The following is a 19,427-nucleotide window of genomic DNA, read 5'->3' on the forward strand; positions in this document are numbered from 1 at the left end:
TGTTCGTTTTGGTGCGTTTGTGCTTCCAAAGCTGCTAGCAGCAGCAGCTTTGGGGCATTAGGGTTATACATAAAAAGGGACGTCTTCGTAATGCTTGAGCAGTTCGCGTATCCTTGCGGGATCTTCCCCTGCAAAGTTTACCGTGCCAAAGTGGTTGCCGAAGCCTTCCCGGGCATTGATTTTCTGAGGCCCAAGGGGCTGGGTGAGATTGTTGTCGAGGTAGTACGGCTCTTCCAGCAGCTCTTCAGGGATTTCCAGGCGGCTGATCTGCGCAGCTTTAGGGAAAACCATGACATTGCCAAAATGCTTAGGGGGCATGTAGCCGCGGGGCGGGAAGTAGCGGTCTAGCTCCTCTTCCGTCATATTGGGGTCGTGGCTGACCACGAAAGCCAGCAGGGCGTCAAAACCGTAGGCCTGCCCGCAAAGCTCGAGGATATGGCCGCCAGGGATGCGGCAGGCCACTTCACCGAAGTTGATCTGTTTGCCATCCTCGCTCACAAACCACTCGGGGTGGATCATGCCGTATTCGATGCCAAAGATGTCTACCAGCTTTTGGACCTCATTGTGGATCAGCTCGCGCTTGGCCTCCAGCTCGGGCCCGGCGGGGATGAAGTTGGAATAGCCCAGCTTAACATACTCCGTGATATTCAGAAAGCGGATTTTCCCTTTATGGATAAAAGCCTCGCAAGAGAATTCCTGCCCTTGCAGGTGGCTTTCTACTAAGCAAGGGAAATCCTTGATGCTCATCTTGCGGTCAATATCTTCCCGCGACTTGATGAAGTGGTGCCCGACGGTGCCTGCTGCTGCAAAAGGCTTGGCGTGGAACCAGGCATCGTCTTCGCCTTCGAGTTGCAGCTCCGCTTCATTGAGCCGGTCTAAGAATTTATGCACCTGTTCCAAGCTGTGCACTTCCTCGAACAGGCCGACCCTCAGCCCGCCGAGCAGCGCCTTGCGCTTCATCATCGCTTTATTCCGGAACAGGAAAGCCCGGTTGAGCACGCGGGGGTCATTGCGGTAGATGGAGTTGAGGGCCCCTGCCCACTCTACCGTCTCTTCGTAAAGGGGGACGGCTACATCCACATCAAAAGGGCGGAGTAGCTCTGCCAAGCCAACGGAGTTGGAGTGGGAGCCGAATTCGTCAAGGTGGTACCCTACAAAGGGTATTTCATGGGTTTTAGCGTAGCTTTCAAAGTCGGGGAAGGAGACGACGACATAGGGGAGCCCGGCTTTCTGCATGCTTTCGATGACAGGCAAGCTCCAGCCAATAAGGGCAAATCGGTTAGCCATAAGGTGTCGGATCAGTTTTTATTTGAGTAATTCAATGTAAAATTTTATGTCAGGGGCCAATCGGGCGTAAACCAAAATGCCGCAGGGGGTTATGCTTTTAGGCTGGAATCGGACTAGCGCTGCGAAGGGGTGGCTGAAGGCCAGACCCGACGCCTGTAGGGCGAGGGGCCGAGCGGGCAGCGAGCCCCGCAGCATAGCGACCCCTGCTGTTAGGCAGGGGTAGGCCCCACCGCATTGTGCAGGGGCAGGCCCAAAAGAAACGAATAGCCTGCGCCCGGGTGGATCAGCGGCTTGGTACCGTGTTCAGCTCGGCACCGAGGGTATAGTTGCCTCTAAAATAAATCACGAAAATACGGAGTTGTTGCTGTTTTATGGCACGTTTGCAAGTAAAATGTGATTTAAAAGAACAATACTTTAAGCAAAACAAAGGTTTTGGCGCATTTGTGCGCACTGGCTGACTATTTTTTAATCAAACGCAGCTGAAGGTGTATTCCTTTCGGAGTTGTGCCAATAGGCGGTATATTTATGCTTATGAACAAAGAGCGCATTTTGACTTACATGAAACAGAGCGCCCGGAAAGCAGGGGCATTGATGATGGCCAACTTGAGCGGGGGGTATCAGGTGTACACGAAACCGGACCGTTCCCGGGTGACGGATGTTGATCTGGCGATCTCCGATATGCTGCAACAGACCCTTCCCAAAGCGCTGCCCGGGGTGGCCCTTTACAGCGAGGAATCCCCTAAGCGGACGATCGACCGGGGCAAGGCTTACCTGATCGCAGATGAGCTGGACGGGACGAGCTATTTTATCGATTACCAGAAGGGGTTCTCGCATCAGGCCGCCTTTTACGACCCTTCTGAAGGCTTGGTGGCGGGGCTGGTCTACCACCCGGATATAGAAGTGATGCTGTATGCTGTAAAAGGAGGGGGCGCGTACTGGGAGAGGGGGGGCAGTGGGGCAGAGCGCATCCCTGCTCCTGTTGTGAAAGCCCGTCATGACCTGTGCTTTGCCCACCCTATGCGCTACCGGGGCGATAAGTACAGAGGCCTGTACTTGGCCCTTGGTGGCAGGGAGGAGAACATACTGCGTACGGATGCCCGGCGCACCCTGCTCATGGCCGAGGGCAAACTCGATGTAAACATTTTCCTTTCGCCCCGTATCCCTTATTGGGATTTGTTGGGGGAAAAAGTCATTGTGGAGGAGCTGGGGTACAGCCACAGCTATCTGGATGGCAGCCCGGTACAATTTGGCATTGACCCGCCTGCGGGCAACAAAGGCTACCTCATCTGCCCGGCTACATACAAGGGGGCACTCATTAAAGAAACTCACGCTCACATTTCATGAACAGACCTTCTTCATCCACGCCCGGTAAGCTGCTGCTGTTCGGCGAGCACGTCATCTTGAAAGGGAGCCAAGCGCTGGCTACGCCACTGGACCGCTTCTATGGCCTCTGGTCTGCTGAGGGGTCAGCAGAGCCAGCTTATCAGCTGATGCCTTTTGCAGCGCACCTGCATCATTTGAGCAAGACGAGCGGCCTGCTGGCCAACTTAGACACCAGCCGGTTTTGCGAGGAGGCGGCCTCTGGTCTGTCTTTCGAATCCAACATCCCAGTAGGTTACGGGGCTGGCAGTTCAGGGGCGCTATGTGCAGCCGTGCTGAAGCGCTATGGTGCGGCAAGCGGCATAAAGGCCCGCGGGCTGGGGCCGCTGCGGGCGATGTTGGCGCAGATGGAAAGCTTTTTCCATGGGGAGAGCTCAGGCACGGACCCGCTGATTTGTTACCTAGAGCAGACGGTGCTGCTTGAAGGTGCAGCAGTGGCAGTGGTAGCCCCCCCTAAACGGGAGAGCGGCTTGTTTTTTCTGATAGATACGGGCATCAGCCGCAGCACAGCCCCTTGGGTGCGCCTGTTTTTGGAGCGCTGTGGGCAGGCAGCATTTGCTGCGATGGCTAAAGAGGAGCTTATCCCGGCGACACGGGCAGCTATAGCTGCTTACCTGTCAAAGGACACAGCTGGGCTCTTGGAGAGCATAGGCCAGATTTCAGCTCTTCAATGGTTGTATTTTCGGGATTTCATCCCGGAGGCATTTCAAGGCTTGTGGGAGCAGGGGCTGTCAGCTCAAGCCGGCTATCGGCTGAAGCTATGCGGCGCAGGCGGCGGCGGGTTCATATTGGGCTATGCTACAGGCCCAGATGCAGTGCCCGTCAGAGAAGGGGTGGCCCTGCTGCCAAAAATTTAGGGGCTGCACCTCTGCGGCACAGCCCCCGTTGTTTTCATACTAACCCAGTGTGATGACGTAGGCAAACCTAATTTGAATAGAAGTTTTTTCATGTAGCCGCGAAAAAATGGCAGGCTTCTTTTCAGAAAGCGCCGGTACAGAATTATGCGGCAGTTGCACAAAGATAGGAATTTTCTTTTTGAGCTCAAGCGGTATGGGTTGGCATTTGTTGTGCAAAACCAGCCAATGCGGGGAAGCTGCCCCGCAGTTGCACATCGGAGCGGGCAACTGCCCCACTGGGTAAAACTAAGATTTCTCCTAAGTTAACCGTATATTAGCAACGCCCAAGCCATTGAATCACACCTGATTATAAGAGGCGCATCTGCCTCTCCATGTCCTTTAGGGCCAGATGTGCAGGCTCAGAAAAAAGTGCTGGCCTAGCCCCGTTGGGGCCGTTACGCACTTGCGCACTGCACCCTGGCCGGCCTGTCCTGTTATTTAGCTCTTTTCGAATCTTTAAAGCGACAGCCTTTGAAAGCAACAGCAAACTCCCCCGGATCAGCTACGGCCCCTACAGCGCAGGAGGCCCTTCACGATTACTATATCTGCTGCCTGAGCAGGCAGGTAAGCATAGCCATCCGCCGAGAGGTCCTCACGGGCAAGGCCAAGTTTGGGGTATCTGACGACGGGAAGGAGCTTTTTCAGGTCGCCATGGCCAAAACTTTCCGCAAAGGGGATTTTCGCTCAGACTACTACCGCGGGCACACCCTATTGCTGGCCCTAGGCCTCTGCACACCGGAAGACCTGTTCGCTCAGCTGTATGCCGATGCGGATAATGACCCTTTCTCTGGCGGCCGTCAGATGAACAACCACCATGCTACCCCTCTTATCGATGGGAAAGGCGGCTGGCTCGACCATACCATACGCTACAATCTGAGCTCTGATATTTCAACCACCGGCGGGCAGATGGCCAGGGGGATAGGCCTGGCTATGGCTTCCAAAAAGTACCGGGAAATGGAAGGCGTCAACCCTTCCGGGTTTTCCGAAGGCGGGCAGGAGGTGGTGTTCTGCAGCATTGGGGATGCCTCCACTTCGGAGGGCGCTTTTTGGGAGACGGTCAACGCCGCCGGCGTTCAGCAGGTGCCGCTCATCATCACTGTTGCCGACGACGGGTACGGCATATCTGTCCCCAAATCATACCAAACGACCAAAGGCAGCGTGAGCAAAGTGCTTTCCGGTTTCGAAGCGGAGCCGGCTACCAATGGCATCGGCATTTTCCATGTCCCTGGCTGGGACTACCCAAGGCTTTGTGCTGCCTATGCGGAAAGCGTGGCGGCGGCACGTGCCGCCCACCGCCCTGCCCTTGTGCATGTAGATGAGCTCACACAGCCCCAAGGGCACTCCACTTCAGGCTCCCATGAGCGGTATAAATCAAAAGAACGCCTAGCCTGGGAGGCGGAGTACGACTGCAACGTGCAGTTTCGGAAATACCTGCTTGAAGAAGGGTTGGCTGATGCCAAATCCCTGCAAGAGCTGGAGGAGCAGGCGCAGGAAGTGGTAAAGAAAGCCCGGAGCAAAGCTTGGAAGCGCTACAATCAGCCCCTACAGCAGGTGTGGAAGGCTATGAAAGCAACATTCGCCTCTTTAGCCGAAGAGGCGGGCAGCAGCCGTGCCCAGGCGATCTCGGAGGAGCTGAACGCCCTCATCAACCCCGTGCGCGCGGACATCGTGAGCCTGATCCGGCGCATGCTTTTTGCTACGCGCAAGCTACAGTCTGCCTACCGGGCCGAGCTGATGGATTTTCTGGGCGAAGTGGAGCAAACGATGCATGGCCGTTACCACACCCACCTTTATAGCGAGACGAGCCGATCAGCGTTGCGGGTGCCTGTGGTGCCGCCTGTTTATGATGAAAGTTCCCCTACCCTGAACGGGTACGAAGTGCTGAACCGCTTTTTTGACCAGGCGATGAGCCGGCATTCCCAGCTCCTTGCCTTTGGAGAAGACGTAGGGCAGATAGGCGATGTCAATCAGGGTTTTGCCAACTTGCAGGGGAAGCACGGCGAGCCCAGGATTTTTGACACGGGCATACGGGAATGGACCATCATGGGCTACGCGATTGGGATGGCAATGCGGGGGCTGCGCCCTATTGCGGAGATTCAGTACCTGGATTATCTCATCTACGGGCTTTCCCCCTTGTCTGATGACCTCGCCACCTTGCGCTACCGGAGCAACAACCAACAGGCGGCACCGGCCATTATCCGTACACGTGGGCACCGGCTTGAGGGCATCTGGCACTCCGGCTCACCGATGAGCATACTCTTGGGGGCTCTGCGCGGGATGTACGTGCTAGTGCCCCGCAATATGGTGCAAGCTGTAGGCTTTTATAATACCTTGCTGCAATCAGATGATCCCGGGCTCATCATAGAATGTCTGAACGGCTACCGCCTGAAAGAAAAGCTGCCATCCAACCTCTCCTCTTTCACCGTCCCTGTGGGCGTGCCTGAGGTCCTGCAAGAAGGGGCAGACGTTACCCTGCTGACCTACGGCTCCTGTGTTCGTATTGCAGAACGGGCTTGCGCTATGCTGGCTGAAGACGGGATAAGTGTAGAGCTGATCGACGCACAGAGCCTGTTGCCTTTTGATTTGGAGCACCGCACGGTAGATTCTTTAAAGAAAACGAACCGGCTGGCGGTGTTGGACGAAGATGTGCCCGGTGGGGCATCGGCCTACCTATTGCAAAAAGTGTTAGAGGAGCAGGGCGGTTACCGATGGCTCGACAGCCCGCCGGTTACCATCACTGCGAAAGCGCACCGCCCACCTTACGGTACAGACGGGGATTACTTCAGCAAGCCCAACCCGGAGGACGTCTATGAGGTTATCTTCGGGCTGCTGCAAGAGGCAGAGCCCGGGCGGTTCTGAATAATAATAGGCTAGGCGTTCCTGGCCTGCCCTAAGCAGGGAGGAGGTTGCCATCTACAGGGAAGACGACCTTGGGCTGAAAAGCTCTTGCTTCGGCTTCTTCCATCCAAGCATAAGCGATGATGATCACGGTGTCGCCAACTTGCGCCCGCCGAGCGGCTGCCCCATTGAGGCAAATGACGCCTGAGCCCCGCTCGCCGGTGATGACATAGGTCTCTAGACGCTCGCCGTTGTTGTTGTTCACCACTTGCACCTTCTCGCCGTCGATTAGGCCTGCGGCCTCCATCAGGTCTTCATCAATGGTGATGCTGCCTACATAGTTGAGGTCGGCCTGGGTGATGGTCGCGCGGTGAATTTTAGATTTGAACCTTTGGATCAGCATAGGTTATTGATGATATGGGAGCGGCTTTTAGCTGAGCCCTTTCTCCGGCATAAAATTTGGAAATAAGGCCGCTGCTTTGGAAGTGCCAGTGGAGGGGCCCGAAAAACAACCACAAGAACAATACAAAATTACGTAAGGTTCTGAAAGGCGGAGTGGAGGGGAGTGTTTTTTTCTTCCTGCCAGGGTAAAAGAAAGGGGGGCGCTCATACTGTAAAAAGCATGTTGTCAATGAGGCGGACCGGCCCGGCCCAAGCCGCTATGCAAGCCACGGCTTCGTTGCCAGGCACAAAGCCCGAAAGCGGCTGTAGGGTATCAGGAGCTGCGATCTCAACGTACTCCGGCCGCAGGCCGGCATTGGATAGTGCGGCCAGTGCTTTTTGCTGGGCCTCAGCCACAGTAAGACCATTGGCTGCCCATTGCGGGAGCTGCTGAAGCACGCCATATATTGCGAGGGCGCTCTGCCGCTGTCCTTTGCTGAGCCGCAGGTTGCGGGAGCTCATGGCCAGCCCATCTGCTTCCCTCACCGTGGGCGCGCCCACTACTTCTACAGGCAGTTGGAGCTGTTTGACCATGGATTTAACGATTTGTAGCTGTTGGTAATCTTTCTGCCCTAAGAAAAGCAGGTCGGGCTGCACCAAGCTCAACAAGCGGTTGACCACCTGAGCTACCCCGGCAAAATGCCCGGGGCGGAACTCCCCCTCCATGACGGCAGCCAAGTGGCCAAAGTCGATATCTGGCACGGGCACTTCCTCTTCAGCAGGGTACACCTCTTCTACTTCGGGCATAAAGACCGCTTGGCAGCCGCTGTTGTGCAGCAGCTCGAGGTCCTGCTCTGGCAGCCGGGGGTACTGCTGCAGGTCGCTGGCTTCGTTAAATTGGGTAGGGTTGACGAAAATGCTGCATACCGTGCATTGTGCGGCTTGTGCTGCCGCTGCTATCAGCGACAAATGGCCTTGGTGTAGCGCGCCCATGGTAGGCACAAATGCAACAGTGCGGTTGCGGGACCGGTAGGGCTGCAGGTACGTTTGTAAATCGCTTGCCTTTTTGAATAAGTACATAAGGTAGTGAGCTGCCGGTTTGAAAGGCCAAAGCAGGGCCCAACAACAGCTGGGCAAGCTGGCTGGGCGGCTTTAGAGCCTGAGTGTCAACCAAAGCGCTAATATATACGTTTTTGTTAACAGCGCATTAAGCACCGGGCGAATTCAGTAAAATCGGCATTTTTTTGTTAAATTTGCAAACTTGTTCATTGAACCCTCGGTGACATCGTGTTTTTTCTAAATATTTATCGCATATGAGTAAGAAGAAGGTGCTGATTGTTACGCAGGAGATGCATCCTTATACGGCACTCACGGAAGTGTCTCAGATAGCCAGAAAACTCCCCCAATATATTCAGGAAAATGGCATGGAAATCCGGGTGCTGATGCCCCGGTTCGGTACCATCAACGAGCGTAGGCACCGTCTGCACGAAGTCGTGCGCCTTTCTGGCATGAATATCATAGTGGATGATGATGACTATCCGCTGATCATCAAAGTGGCTTCCCTGCCCGAAGCCCGCATGCAGGTCTATTTCCTGGACAATGAAGACTTCTTCAAGCGCAAGCATATCTTTACGGACGAGGACGGCAAGCCGTTCGAGGACAATCCCGACCGGATGGTCTTTTTCTGCAAAGGGGTAATTGAAACGGTCAAGAAATTTGGATGGGCGCCTGATGTGGTGCACTGCCATGGCTGGATGACAAGCCTTGTGCCGCTGTACTTGAAAACCGCATACAAGAATGAGCCGCTCTTCCAAAACGCCAAGGTGGTCTACTCTGCCTATGCAGGCTCTCCGGAAGCGGCTTTTTCCGATGCGTTTGCAGCAAAAGCGTCCATTAATAACCTGACAGAAGACGATCTGCAGGCTTATGTCAGCGATGGCAAAGTGCGCTTGCACGAAGGTGCTATTGCTTTTGCTGACGGGGTAGTGCTTGGCAGCGAAGCCGCCGACGAAGGGGTGGCCGATGCGGTAAGCAGCGCAGACAAGCCCGTCCTTGAATACCAAGGGGAGGAGGGCTTTGGCTCTGCTTATATGGAGTTTTACGAAAACCTCACAGAAGAGGAGGTCGAAGGCAAATAATGCCCCGGCTAGGGCTTTCCTGGGCGCTCCCTTTTGTCTTTGAAGTGCTTGGCTCGTTTGCGCCCGCCTGTTTTTGACAGCCGGGCGCAGCTGGTTTCAGCATAATAAAACTGGCAACAGAGCCAACGTTATGGCTAAGGCAGCGCTCTTTAATCTATATTGAGGATTCGCTTTTGGCGCGAAGGTGCCCCAATTCCGTTCTGAACCAAGTGCGGTATATTCAAGAAGAAGGTGAAAGATGCCCGTTCTTGAATCACATAGCCTAAGCTTAGTAGCTGGCCTGGCCGCCTCACAAGGCTTTGGCAGGCGGGAGAGCGACGAAGTGCAGGATGGGATTTGGCCAATGTGCCCCAAAGGGTGAGGCCCCGATATTAGTCTTAGTGCAACATGGATACTTACTCACCAATCCACTACGGAAAATCTTATGAACCTTAAGTCTGTCTTTGGCCTTTCGGCCCTTACCATAGCCCTTCTTTATGCTGCCTGTTCAGACCCCACTATCGTTGGGGCCGGCCTGCTCGACGAAGACCGTGCAGATATTGGCTTTACGGATACATTTACCCTCAGGGCAGATACAGAGCTGAGCGAGCCATTGCTCACCTACTCCCCTTTTGCCAGCCTTCAGCTCGACCGCTTTCTGTTTGGGAAAATGAACGACCCGGTCTTCGGCCGCTCGGCTGCTGCCATCAATATGCAGTTCCTGCCTAGCGGCACGCCGGTATTCGAAGACCTGAACAGCATCGACTCTGTCGTGCTAGTGCTCCCTTATACGCTTTCTGCCTTTTATGGCAAAACAGAAGGAGAGCCCTTCTCCATGGGGGTCTTCAACCTGCAGGAGCTATTGGACGAGGACGCAGAATATGAGTCTGGGCGCAAAGCGGCTTTCGACCCCATGCCTTTGACAGACTATGCCTTTACGGCAACGCAAGATAGCCTGGAGTATGTTGACTACCTAGGCACAGAGCCGGATACAACAAGCTTCCCGCACCTCAGAGTGCCTTTGCCCCTTTCTTTTGCCGACTCCTTGGTGAGCCACTTCTTCGCCGACTCTATGGCTTACACGGATACGGATATATTCTTGAGCGCTTTCCCGGGCTTCCACCTGGAAAGCACTTCAGAGAACGAGGGCATGCTGGGCATCACCCTGTTGTCTGTCAGGGCGGGCATACATTTGTATTATAGGGACTCCTCGGATACGCCCCGCCGGCAGCTTTATAATTTCAACTCCCCTGATGTGGTGCAGTATGCAGAATTTGAGCACGACTTCACGGGCACCCCTGTGGCAGATGCTGTAGCCAATGGTGTGGCTGACGACGAAGTGTTTTATGTGCAGGGGATGGCCGGAGCCCGTGGCAAGATGAAGCTGCCGGACCTGAGCTCGCTTTCTGATGTGGCCATCAATCAGGCAGAGCTCGATGTTTACGTAGCCGATCTGGAAGAAGGGGACACTACATTCGAGCATGCTATGCAGCTGGTGCTCCTGACTACGGATAGTGATGGGGAAGAGGTCTTTATTGACGATGTCATCGTAGCAGATAGTAGAAACCTTCAGCTGGCCGAGTTTTTCGGCGGTGTGCCGGAAACCAATGAGGAGGGGGTGCTCCACTACCGCATGTCTATTTCAAATTATGTACAGATGGTCATCGAAGGAGAAGCGTCGGACGAGTTCTACTTCATCCCTATTTTCAATAATGACGTTTCAGAAGTCAAGCGGGCTGAAACCGCCGAGCGGGCTACTCTCTGCGGAGGCAGCCACCCGGAGTATCCGGCTACCCTCCGGGTGACCTTTACCCGGCTGTAGCGCGGTGGGCCAGACATTCCTGACGTCCAAAAGGATAAAGAAAGCCAAAACTTCTCTGGCCTGCTTAAAGTTTGTACCTTGTGGCAACCTTATGCAGGCTGGGCTCGTTGAAGCCAGGTACGGCGGAAAGCCCGTCAAGCTCCGATACAGTATGGCGCTGAGCTCAACGTCTTGGCCGAGCCACTGAAAAAGCCTCAACTACTTACCTGATTGAAAAACCTCCGCGCGCATTACTGGCTTGCCAGTACACAAAGGCTGAAGGCAGCCTGTGCGGTATTAGCAGTACAAAACAAGCACGACGAACACAACTGAGATTTACGTGGCTGTACTTGCCCTTTCGGGCATTGCCCGAGCAAACCCATTTTCAATAGACGAAACTGAAAACAAATGTGTGGAATTGTTGCTTATATCGGACCCCGTCAGGCTTGTCCTATCCTTATCAATGGGCTTAAATTGCTGGAGTACCGTGGATATGATAGCGCGGGCATCGCACTGATGAACGGAGAGCTGAGCGTCTACAAGCGCAAGGGGAAAGTGTCTGAGCTGGAAGGCTTTATTGAAGGGCAGAAGCAGGAGAGCACCGTGGGCATAGGCCATACCCGATGGGCGACCCACGGAGAGCCAGACGATATCAATGCTCACCCCCACCGTTCAGGCAACGGGCGGCTCGTGATGGTCCATAATGGGATAATCGAGAACTACAGCCCGCTCAAGAGTGCCTTGGAAAAAGAAGGGCACATTTTCCACAGCCAAACAGACACGGAGGTGCTCGTTCATCTGATCGAAGAGATTCAGCAGCAGGGCGACCTGCCGTTGGAAGAGGCGGTCCGCATCGCTCTTGGAAGGGTAGTCGGTGCGTATGCTATAGTGCTGATGGACAAAAACGACCCCGATAAGCTTGTTGCTGCCCGAAAAGCCAGCCCTTTGGTGATTGGCGTAGGCGAAGATGAGTACTTCCTGGCTTCAGATGCCACGCCCCTCGCTGGGCATACCAAGCGGGTCATTTACATGAATGACGAAGAGATCGCTGTGGTGCACCGCAATGGCGACCTGCAGATCAAGACGATCAGCAACCGGGTGCAGACCCCCTTTGTGCAGGAGCTCGATATGAAAATCGAGGAGCTGGAAAAAAGCGGATATGAGCATTTCATGCTCAAAGAGATACACCAACAGCCCGAGACGGTCGCAGACTGTATGCGGGGCCGCCTCAGCCACGAGTCGCCTTATATCCGCTTGGGCGGTGTAGAGGAGTACGATAAAACCATAACCAATGCCCGCCGCTTTATCATCGCGGCCTGCGGCACATCTTGGCACGCAGGGCTCATAGGCGAATACCTATTTGAAGACTTGGCGCGTATACCTGTAGAGGTGGAGTACGCTTCGGAGCTGCGCTACCGCAACCCTATCATACAGGAAGGCGATGTGGTGATTGCCCTTTCCCAATCTGGCGAAACCGCAGATACGCTAGCTGCGCTGGAAATGGCCAAAGCCAAAGGCGCAATGATTTATGGCGTGGTCAATGTAGTCGGCTCTTCTATATCGCGCCTCACAGATGCAGGGTCCTATATACATGCAGGGCCCGAAATCGGCGTCGCTTCCACCAAAGCTTTTACCGGGCAGGTGGTACTGTTGACTATGATGGCGATCAGCCTGGGGTACAAGCGGGGGCGCATCCCCAACTCCTATTTCCACAAGCTGATTACCGAATTGCAGAACATTCCCGGCAAAATTGAGAAAGTTCTTCAGCACGAAGAGCAAATTAAGTATATTGCCAATGAAATTAAGGACCGCCATAATGCCCTTTACCTAGGGCGCGGTTTCAACTTCCCTGTAGCGCTAGAGGGCGCCCTGAAGCTCAAGGAAATTTCCTATATTCATGCAGAAGGCTACCCTGCAGCTGAAATGAAGCATGGGCCTATCGCGCTGATCGATGAGGAAATGCCCGTCATCGTGATCGCAACGAACAAGAGCGCCTACGAAAAAATCGTTAGCAACATTCAGGAAGTAAAAGCCCGGAAGGGCATGGTCATCGCGGTCGTTACCGAAGGCGATGAAGCCATCAGCAAGATGGCGGATTACACCATAGAAATCCCTGATACGGAGGAGCCGCTCACGCCGCTGCTCTCCGTCATCCCCTTGCAGCTGCTTTCTTACCACATAGCGGTAATGAGGGGCTGCAACGTAGACCAGCCTAGAAATTTGGCTAAGTCTGTAACTGTCGAATAAAAAAAAGCGCTCTGTTAAAAGAGCGCGTTCACTTAAGCTAGATAACATATGAACGATCCTGTCCACATTGGGATGGAGTATAACTCGAACCGTGAGAACCTCATCATACCGGAATATGGCCGCAACGTGCAGAAGATGATTGCTTACGCAAAAGAGCTGGAAAGCCGCGAGATGCGCCAAGCTGTCATTGAGAAAATCATCGATATGATGCAGATGATGCACCCGCAGAGCCGCAGTATTGAAGACTACCGGGAGCGCCTCTGGAAACACGTATTCCGCATTGCAGACTATGACCTTGATGTAGACTACCCCTACGGCGACCCTCCCACCGAGGATGAAAAACGCAAAAAGCCGGATCAGGTACCCTATCCCGTGATGGAAGCCCGCTATCGCCACTATGGCCACAATGTACAGGTGCTGATCAAAAAAGCCCGTGAAATGGAAGAAGGGCCAAAACGGGAAGGCTTTGTTTCTACTATTGGCTCTTACATGAAGCTGGCTTACCGTACTTGGAATAAAGAGCACTACGTGAGCGACGAGGTCATCAAAGGCGACTTAGAATCCCTTTCTGGTGGCGAGCTGAGCATGTCAGAGAATGAGTCTATCGAGAACCTGACCAACAACAACACTCAGGGCGGTAGCCATCACCACAGCAACAATAACAATAACAACCGCCGCCGGGCTACTGGCAAGCGCGGGAGCAGCAACAACAGCCGTCAGCGTGGCGGCGGGCGAGGCAGCTACCGCCGCAAACGATAACCCTTGCACCGCCCTGACGGCCCCCCTACGAAGCCCTGCCCGCCTCCTTATCGGGCAGGGCTTCATAATTTCTGCCCTGTTCTTTTCGCAGGCGCTACAGCCACCTTACCTTTGCGGCAACAAAACCCAAGCTATGTCCCTAGACGCTTTTGAAGTGATTGGCGGAAAGCCATTGAGCGGCGCTGTCGTACCGCAAGGTGCTAAGAACGAGGCGCTGCAGGTGCTGTGTGCGACCCTGCTGACAGAAGAGCCGGTAACCATTTCCAACCTGCCCGATATTTTAGACGTCAACCGCCTCCTTGAGCTTTTAGCGGGCCTGGGGGTAAGCGTTGAGCGGCTCGCTCCCGGCACCTACCGTTTCGAAGCCAAGTCTGTTGACCTTAGCTTTTTCCAAACGGAAGCTTTCCGGAGGGATGCCAGCCGCATCCGGGGCTCTGTTATGCTCATTGCGCCCTTGTTGGCTCGCTTTGGGCAGGCTTTCCTGCCTCAGCCCGGAGGGGATAAGATCGGCCGCCGCCGCCTCGATACACACTTCACCGGGCTGCAAGCCCTGGGCGCTGTGTTCAATTATGAGCCGGAACAGCGGCAGTACGCGGTAAAGGCCAGCCGGCTGAAGGGGGCCTACCTCCTGATGGATGAAATTTCCGTGACGGGCACAGCCAACGTCCTTATGGCTGCCGTGCTGGCAGAAGGGGTTACCCAAATCTATAACGCCGCATGTGAGCCTTATGTACAGCAGTTGTGCCGTATGCTGGTAAGCATGGGGGCGAAGATTTCTGGCATAGGCTCCAACCTGCTGACCATAGAAGGGGTGAGCCGGCTGGGAGGGGCAACCCACCGGCTGCTGCCCGATATGATTGAAATTGGCTCTTTTATCGGCCTGGCAGCAATGACACAATCAGAACTGACCATCAAGGACGCCCGTATTGATCAGCTGGGGATCATCCCCCGTATGTTCGAACGCATGGGCGTAAAGCTGGAGTTCAGCGGGGATGATATCCGTATCCCGGCACAGGAAGAATACGAGATACAGACTTTCATCGATGGCTCTATCATGACCATATACGATGCGCCCTGGCCAGGCTTCACCCCTGACCTGATGAGCATCATGCTGGTACTGGCGACTCAGGCCAAAGGCAGTGTGCTCATCCACCAAAAGATGTTCGAAAGCCGGCTTTTCTTCGTAGACAAGCTCATCGATATGGGCGCACAGATCATCCTTTGCGACCCTCACCGGGCTACCGTGATCGGCTTAGGGCGCAAACATCAGCTGCGGGGCATTTCCATGTCTTCCCCCGATATCCGCGCCGGCGTCTCCCTCCTGATTGCGGCCTTATCGGCCAATGGGCGGAGCGTTATCCACAATATCCACCAAATTGACCGTGGCTACGAGAACATCGATGGCCGCTTGCGGTCGCTAGGGGCTGAAATCCGCCGTATTGAGGGGTGAGCGCTCCACAGCATAAATCAAAAGATAATATGAGCAAGATCGTATACAACGTTACCATAAAGGTAGAGCATGAAATCCATCAGGACTGGCTGCGTTGGATGAAGCGTGTGCACGTGCCTGCTGTAATGGACACAGGGATGTTCATTGAGCATAAAATGTGCCGCCTGCTTGGTGTAGATGAAGAAGACGGCATCACTTATGCCGTTCAGTACATTTCCCCCAATATGGCCACCTTCCAGTTGTACCAGGAGAAGCACGCCTACCACCTGCAAAAAGATGTGGCCGACCGCTACAAGGGCAAGTACGTGGCCTTCCGGACGCTCATGGAGGTCGTTTAAAGCAGGCTTAACCTGGCTTTAACGGCCCTGCTGGCAAAGGGGGTGTATCTTTGTAGGCAGGGGCTTATCTTTGTTGCAGCTTTCTCCCTAGAGAGGGGCAAGACCTAAGTGTATGTTTAGAGGTATGGTAGAAAAAATAGGGTTTGTTGGGTGTATCGCATTGCTGCTCGTCAGCTGCAAAAACAACATGGCTGAAATTGAGGCGATGAGCGATCAGTTCAGCACACAGGTAGAAGCTGCCCACAACGTAGAAATCTTGTACAGCGATTCTGCACAGGTCAGGGTCAGGGTCACTGGCCCAACGATGCTTTACCACCTGGACCGGGCCGAGCCACAGCAAGAGTTCCCAGATGGGGTGAATGTAGATTTTTTTGATGCTGATGGGGCAATCACTTCCCAACTGACCGCCCTCTACGGGCTTCGCCTGGAGAATAAGGCAGAAGTTGTTGTACGTGACAGTGTAGTCTGGAAGAGTGTAGAAGGGGATACCTTGGAGACAGAAGAATTGTTTTGGGACGAGCGCCGCGGCAAGATATATTCGAAGAAGTTTGTAGTCATTACCCGCCCAGATGAAGTCATCTATGGGCACGGATTTGAAGCTGACCAGGATTTTTCCTACTCCCGCATCAATGCGATTGAGGGGCGGATAAAAGTAGACCAACCTGGGGCAGGGCGGACAGAGGAATAGCGTTTTACCTCTGGCTGCCGCCAAATGAGAAAGTTATGTTGATTGGGCTCATCATACTGTTCCTGCTTTTTTCTGCCTTGTTTTCGGGGACAGAGATTGCCTTCGTTTCTGCCAATAAGCTCCGGGTAGAGCTCAAAAAAAAGAAAAGCGCCCGCCGTGGAGGGATCATCTCTGGGTTTTATGAAGACCCGGCCGGTTTCTTGGGGACGATGCTCGTGGGCAACAACATCGCTCTTGTTGTCTTTACTACCCTCATGACCAAGCTCATTGAGCCGACTTTGCTGCTTTGGCCCCCTTTTGCCGAGAACCCCCTCTTGCTATTGCTTGTCGAAACTCTCATCATCACCGTGGTCGTGCTTATTTTTGGAGAATTCCTCCCCAAAACGCTGTTCCGCCTATTTGCAGACGAAGTCCTCTACTTTATGGCTGTGCCCCTGCAAGGCCTCAAGTGGCTGCTCATGCCCCCTTCCTGGCTCATGACCCGCCTTTCCAATCAGCTCCTCCGCCTATTGCGCACCCCTGTCGAGGAAGTAGACAATGCCTTTACCCGCCACGACTTGGAAAACTTTATCCTCAATACCCAAACCGACGAAGAGGAAGACATTGACAAAGAGCTGTTTGGCAAAGCCCTGAACCTTAGGGATGTCAGAGCGAGAGAGTGCATGATCCCCCGCCCGGAAATTGAGCACATCGATGTCAATGCATCTGTTGAAGAGCTGGAGCAACGCTTCCGGGAGACTAAGCTGAGCCGCATCATCATCGTGAAGGAAGATATCGACAATGTCTTGGGGTATGCTCACCACCAACAGCTGTTCAAACGGCCCCGGTCCATCAATCAGCTGATCCTCGACCTTCCCTACGTGCCGGAAGCCATGAGGGTCACGGACCTCCTCAACCGCTTTATCCGCGACCGGGTCAATATCGCGATGGTAGTCGACGAATTTGGCGGCATCTCAGGCCTCATCACTATGGAAGACATACTGGAGGAGATTTTTGGCGAGATCGAAGACGAGCACGATCAGGAGGAGTATGTAGAAGTGGTAGTGGAGGAGGGCCAGGAGTATATCTTCTCTGGCCGGCTCGAGATTGACTACCTCAATGAAAAATATGGGCTTGGGCTGCCCGATGGCGATTACCACACCTTGTCGGGCTGTATTGTCACCACCACAGGCACCATCCCTGAGCACGGGGAGCAAATCCGCTTCTCTGCTTACGATGTGACGATTGAAATGGTAAGTGACACCAAAATTGAAACCGTAAGGCTGGTGAAAAGGGTTGATAATCAGGAGGATGAGCCTTAGTCTTCTCGTTTTTTTATATTTTAGCTCCAATTGTCTTAGCAAGCTCTGACCGGAGGCGGAGCAATGCACTGCCTTGTGCGCTATATTCAGCCAAGCTGCTGACGGGCTGCTCCTTCCATTTACTAATTCAAAATATGTATAAACACATCTGCATACTGCTGCTTGTATGGTGCGTGCAGCACTCAGCCGCTGCACAGGTGGTGAACACAGAGAAGCAAAGGCCCGCAAATGCCGAAGGCTTATTGGCCGAGGCTGGTTTTGATTTTGGGCTCACTCGCAACGGTGCCGGACAGACCTTGCGCCTTGGCGCACGCCTGCGCCTACAGTATCAGCAGGGCCGCAACCGCTTCCTGGCCCTTGGCGCCCATAATTTCTCACAGTTCGATGACCTTGAAGACGACGGGCCCCCGCGCCAGCTCGCCAATAATACCTTTGCACATATCCGCTACAACAGGGTGCTTTCGCCATTCCTGACTTGGGAGGTATTTGGGCAGATGCAGCTCGACGATGTGCAACAGATCACCCGCCGTTTGCTTTCTGGTACAGGGCCTCGCTTACGCTTATTGGAATCGGACACTGCCGCCCTCTTCTTTGGCGCACTTTATATGTACGAGCACGAGCAGTCGGTAAATATCTTCCGGGGCGCAGAGCCGGAGCGGGTGCCGGCCAGTTTGTTTGACAACCGGCTGAGCACCTACCTGTCGGGGCATTTTGAAGCCGGAGAAGCCTTCGCCCTGACACATGTGACTTACCTGCAGCCCAATTTTGAGAACTGGAGCGACTTTAGGGTCTCCTCGGAGACCAGCCTTTCCTTTCGGGTAACGAAGTACCTGTCTTTCCGGGCCTACTTTCAGCTGGTATACGATGCTAAGCCGCCGGTGCCCGTCGCGAACACCGTACTCAATTTCAAGAACGGATTTACTTTTTCACTTTAAAACCTAATATCACATGTTGACCTCAAAAACCAAGTTCCCGCTAATCGCTTTACTGTTGTCTTTTGGCCTGTTCTCTGCCTGTGGCGGGAGCGATGACGATGCCCCCGGCCCCAACGGGCCTTGTGGTGACAACTATGATTTTTCTGTAGAGCTGGCTGATGAGCTACAAGCCATCAGCGAGACAGTCAATGCTTATGCCAACGATCCTACCACAGCCAATTGTGAGGCTTACCGGCAGGCATTGCTGAATTACGTAGATGCATTGGAAGATGCAGAACCCTGCATTTTGCCCGGGCAGCGAGACGCTTATGATGCTGCGCTCGATCAGTCCCGACAGGATATTATGGACATTTCTTGCTAATTGGCAAGAAAACCTGGCTTGCGGCTTACCGCTGCACAAAAGCCCTCCGTGTTTCTCCGTGTCTTGTTGCTGTTGTGCCTGTGTGGCCACGGGGGCAGTGAGCACGCGGAGGCCCACAGAGCGCTATCGCAGCTCGCTGCACAGATGCCTACGGCGAGGCAGTCTGCTCAAGGGTGCGCGGCCACCCATACCTCTCCATCTTCAAAAACCTCCTTTTTCCAGATGGGGACGGTCTGTTTGAGGGTATCGATCGCATACTCACAAGCTTCGAACGACGCCTTCCGGTGAGGCGTTGCCACGGCAATGACCACGGCAACCTCTCCAATTTGGAGGGTACCGGTGCGATGGTGAAAGGAAACCTTCAGCGCTGGCCAGCGCTGCCCGATTGCTTCAGCGATTTTCCTCATTTCTGCAATGGCCATAGGTTCATAAGCCTCAAACTCCAGCCGGATTACCGGTTTGCCCTGAGTCTGGCGGCGTACAGTCCCTACAAATACATTGATTGCCCCGGCCTCATCATTAGCCACGAAGCCGGTACAGCGGGCCACGTCCAGGGGAGTATCTAGCAGCTGTATATCAATTTCCATCATTGCAAGTTTTTGTTTTTTAGGATTGCCCCAAAGGCTTTCGGGGGAGCAGAAATAACGG

At 54.1% G+C, this 19,427-nt stretch carries 17 protein-coding genes; 13 read left to right on the top strand and 4 right to left on the bottom strand.

The window, feature by feature from the left end:
* Positions 1-63 precede the first annotated feature (63 nt).
* Positions 64-1,287 (bottom strand): ATP-grasp domain-containing protein, encoded by a 1,224-nt coding sequence (locus tag FRY97_RS03465; RefSeq protein WP_147166037.1) that lies wholly within the window; start codon positions 1,285-1,287, stop codon positions 64-66.
* 525 nt (positions 1,288-1,812) lie between these two features.
* On the opposite strand from FRY97_RS03465, the gene FRY97_RS03470 reads away from it, so the two are divergent.
* The 3 genes from FRY97_RS03470 (at position 1,813) to FRY97_RS03480 (ending at position 6,422) form a co-directional block, all read left to right on the top strand.
* Positions 1,813-2,631 (top strand): inositol monophosphatase family protein, encoded by an 819-nt coding sequence (locus FRY97_RS03470; RefSeq protein ID WP_147166038.1) that lies wholly within the window; start codon positions 1,813-1,815, stop codon positions 2,629-2,631.
* The gene (locus FRY97_RS03475) at positions 2,628-3,524 is read left to right on the top strand and encodes a mevalonate kinase family protein (protein ID WP_147166039.1); all 897 of its coding nucleotides are present in this window, start codon (positions 2,628-2,630) and stop codon (positions 3,522-3,524) included. Before FRY97_RS03470 ends, FRY97_RS03475 begins: the two co-directional genes overlap by 4 nt.
* A gap of 510 nt (positions 3,525-4,034) precedes the next feature.
* A complete protein-coding gene (locus FRY97_RS03480; protein WP_147166040.1) occupies positions 4,035-6,422 on the top strand; it encodes an alpha-ketoacid dehydrogenase subunit alpha/beta in 2,388 nt (795 codons plus the stop codon).
* A gap of 31 nt (positions 6,423-6,453) precedes the next feature.
* Here FRY97_RS03480 and panD read toward each other — a convergent pair whose 3' ends face one another.
* Positions 6,454-6,804 (bottom strand): aspartate 1-decarboxylase, encoded by a 351-nt coding sequence (gene panD / locus FRY97_RS03485; RefSeq protein WP_147166041.1) that lies wholly within the window; start codon positions 6,802-6,804, stop codon positions 6,454-6,456.
* A 203-nt stretch (positions 6,805-7,007) separates the two neighbouring features.
* Positions 7,008-7,862, bottom strand: coding sequence for a pantoate--beta-alanine ligase (gene panC, locus FRY97_RS03490; RefSeq protein WP_147166042.1), 855 nt, complete (start codon positions 7,860-7,862; stop codon positions 7,008-7,010).
* A gap of 233 nt (positions 7,863-8,095) precedes the next feature.
* On the opposite strand from panC, the gene FRY97_RS03495 reads away from it, so the two are divergent.
* The 10 genes from FRY97_RS03495 (at position 8,096) to FRY97_RS03540 (ending at position 18,779) form a co-directional block, all read left to right on the top strand.
* Entirely contained in the window at positions 8,096-8,920 is an 825-nt protein-coding gene (locus FRY97_RS03495) for a glycogen/starch synthase (RefSeq protein WP_147166043.1), read from the top strand.
* Positions 8,921-9,344: 424 nt separating this feature from the next.
* On the top strand, positions 9,345-10,721 hold the full coding sequence (locus FRY97_RS03500) for a DUF4270 family protein (protein ID WP_147166044.1): 1,377 nt from the start codon (positions 9,345-9,347) through the stop codon (positions 10,719-10,721).
* A gap of 387 nt (positions 10,722-11,108) precedes the next feature.
* On the top strand, positions 11,109-12,947 hold the full coding sequence (gene glmS / locus FRY97_RS03505; protein WP_147166045.1) for a glutamine--fructose-6-phosphate transaminase (isomerizing): 1,839 nt from the start codon (positions 11,109-11,111) through the stop codon (positions 12,945-12,947).
* A 48-nt stretch (positions 12,948-12,995) separates the two neighbouring features.
* Positions 12,996-13,706 carry a DUF4290 domain-containing protein gene (locus FRY97_RS03510; RefSeq protein ID WP_246141533.1) on the top strand — a complete coding sequence of 237 codons (711 nt, stop codon included), beginning with the start codon at positions 12,996-12,998 and terminating at the stop codon, positions 13,704-13,706.
* Positions 13,707-13,839: 133 nt separating this feature from the next.
* Positions 13,840-15,156, top strand: a complete 1,317-nt coding sequence (gene murA / locus FRY97_RS03515; RefSeq protein WP_147166046.1) for a UDP-N-acetylglucosamine 1-carboxyvinyltransferase — start codon at positions 13,840-13,842, stop codon at positions 15,154-15,156.
* A gap of 29 nt (positions 15,157-15,185) precedes the next feature.
* Positions 15,186-15,494 carry a DUF4286 family protein gene (locus tag FRY97_RS03520; protein ID WP_147166047.1) on the top strand — a complete coding sequence of 103 codons (309 nt, stop codon included), beginning with the start codon at positions 15,186-15,188 and terminating at the stop codon, positions 15,492-15,494.
* A gap of 112 nt (positions 15,495-15,606) precedes the next feature.
* Entirely contained in the window at positions 15,607-16,182 is a 576-nt protein-coding gene (gene lptC / locus FRY97_RS03525; protein ID WP_147166048.1) for an LPS export ABC transporter periplasmic protein LptC, read from the top strand.
* A gap of 35 nt (positions 16,183-16,217) precedes the next feature.
* Entirely contained in the window at positions 16,218-17,483 is a 1,266-nt protein-coding gene (locus FRY97_RS03530; protein WP_246141535.1) for a hemolysin family protein, read from the top strand.
* 134 nt (positions 17,484-17,617) lie between these two features.
* Entirely contained in the window at positions 17,618-18,418 is an 801-nt protein-coding gene (locus FRY97_RS03535) for a DUF481 domain-containing protein (RefSeq protein ID WP_147166049.1), read from the top strand.
* A gap of 13 nt (positions 18,419-18,431) precedes the next feature.
* Positions 18,432-18,779 carry a hypothetical protein gene (locus tag FRY97_RS03540; protein ID WP_147166050.1) on the top strand — a complete coding sequence of 116 codons (348 nt, stop codon included), beginning with the start codon at positions 18,432-18,434 and terminating at the stop codon, positions 18,777-18,779.
* 167 nt (positions 18,780-18,946) lie between these two features.
* Here FRY97_RS03540 and FRY97_RS03545 read toward each other — a convergent pair whose 3' ends face one another.
* Positions 18,947-19,369, bottom strand: coding sequence for a molybdenum cofactor biosynthesis protein MoaE (locus FRY97_RS03545; RefSeq protein ID WP_147166051.1), 423 nt, complete (start codon positions 19,367-19,369; stop codon positions 18,947-18,949).
* Between the last annotated feature and the right edge of the window lie 58 nt (positions 19,370-19,427).

The sequence above is a fragment of the Phaeodactylibacter luteus genome, assembly GCF_007993045.1.
In the GTDB taxonomy this organism is placed as follows: Bacteria; Bacteroidota; Bacteroidia; order Chitinophagales; family Saprospiraceae; genus Phaeodactylibacter; species Phaeodactylibacter luteus.

Bases quoted from the DNA above. Each gene is read 5' to 3' on its own strand.
- murA (WP_147166046.1), top strand. From the start codon at position 13,840: ATGTCCCTAGACGCTTTTGAAGTGATTGGCGGAAAGCCATTGAGCGGC.
- FRY97_RS03535 (WP_147166049.1), top strand. From the start codon at position 17,618: ATGTATAAACACATCTGCATACTGCTGCTTGTATGGTGCGTGCAGCAC.
- FRY97_RS03495 (WP_147166043.1), top strand. From the start codon at position 8,096: ATGAGTAAGAAGAAGGTGCTGATTGTTACGCAGGAGATGCATCCTTAT.
- FRY97_RS03500 (WP_147166044.1), top strand. From the start codon at position 9,345: ATGAACCTTAAGTCTGTCTTTGGCCTTTCGGCCCTTACCATAGCCCTT.
- FRY97_RS03530 (WP_246141535.1), top strand. From the start codon at position 16,218: ATGTTGATTGGGCTCATCATACTGTTCCTGCTTTTTTCTGCCTTGTTT.
- lptC (WP_147166048.1), top strand. From the start codon at position 15,607: ATGTTTAGAGGTATGGTAGAAAAAATAGGGTTTGTTGGGTGTATCGCA.
- FRY97_RS03470 (WP_147166038.1), top strand. From the start codon at position 1,813: ATGCTTATGAACAAAGAGCGCATTTTGACTTACATGAAACAGAGCGCC.
- FRY97_RS03540 (WP_147166050.1), top strand. From the start codon at position 18,432: ATGTTGACCTCAAAAACCAAGTTCCCGCTAATCGCTTTACTGTTGTCT.
- FRY97_RS03510 (WP_246141533.1), top strand. From the start codon at position 12,996: ATGAACGATCCTGTCCACATTGGGATGGAGTATAACTCGAACCGTGAG.
- FRY97_RS03475 (WP_147166039.1), top strand. From the start codon at position 2,628: ATGAACAGACCTTCTTCATCCACGCCCGGTAAGCTGCTGCTGTTCGGC.
- FRY97_RS03545 (WP_147166051.1), bottom strand. From the start codon at position 19,369: ATGATGGAAATTGATATACAGCTGCTAGATACTCCCCTGGACGTGGCC.
- panC (WP_147166042.1), bottom strand. From the start codon at position 7,862: ATGTACTTATTCAAAAAGGCAAGCGATTTACAAACGTACCTGCAGCCC.
- FRY97_RS03465 (WP_147166037.1), bottom strand. From the start codon at position 1,287: ATGGCTAACCGATTTGCCCTTATTGGCTGGAGCTTGCCTGTCATCGAA.
- panD (WP_147166041.1), bottom strand. From the start codon at position 6,804: ATGCTGATCCAAAGGTTCAAATCTAAAATTCACCGCGCGACCATCACC.
- FRY97_RS03520 (WP_147166047.1), top strand. From the start codon at position 15,186: ATGAGCAAGATCGTATACAACGTTACCATAAAGGTAGAGCATGAAATC.
- glmS (WP_147166045.1), top strand. From the start codon at position 11,109: ATGTGTGGAATTGTTGCTTATATCGGACCCCGTCAGGCTTGTCCTATC.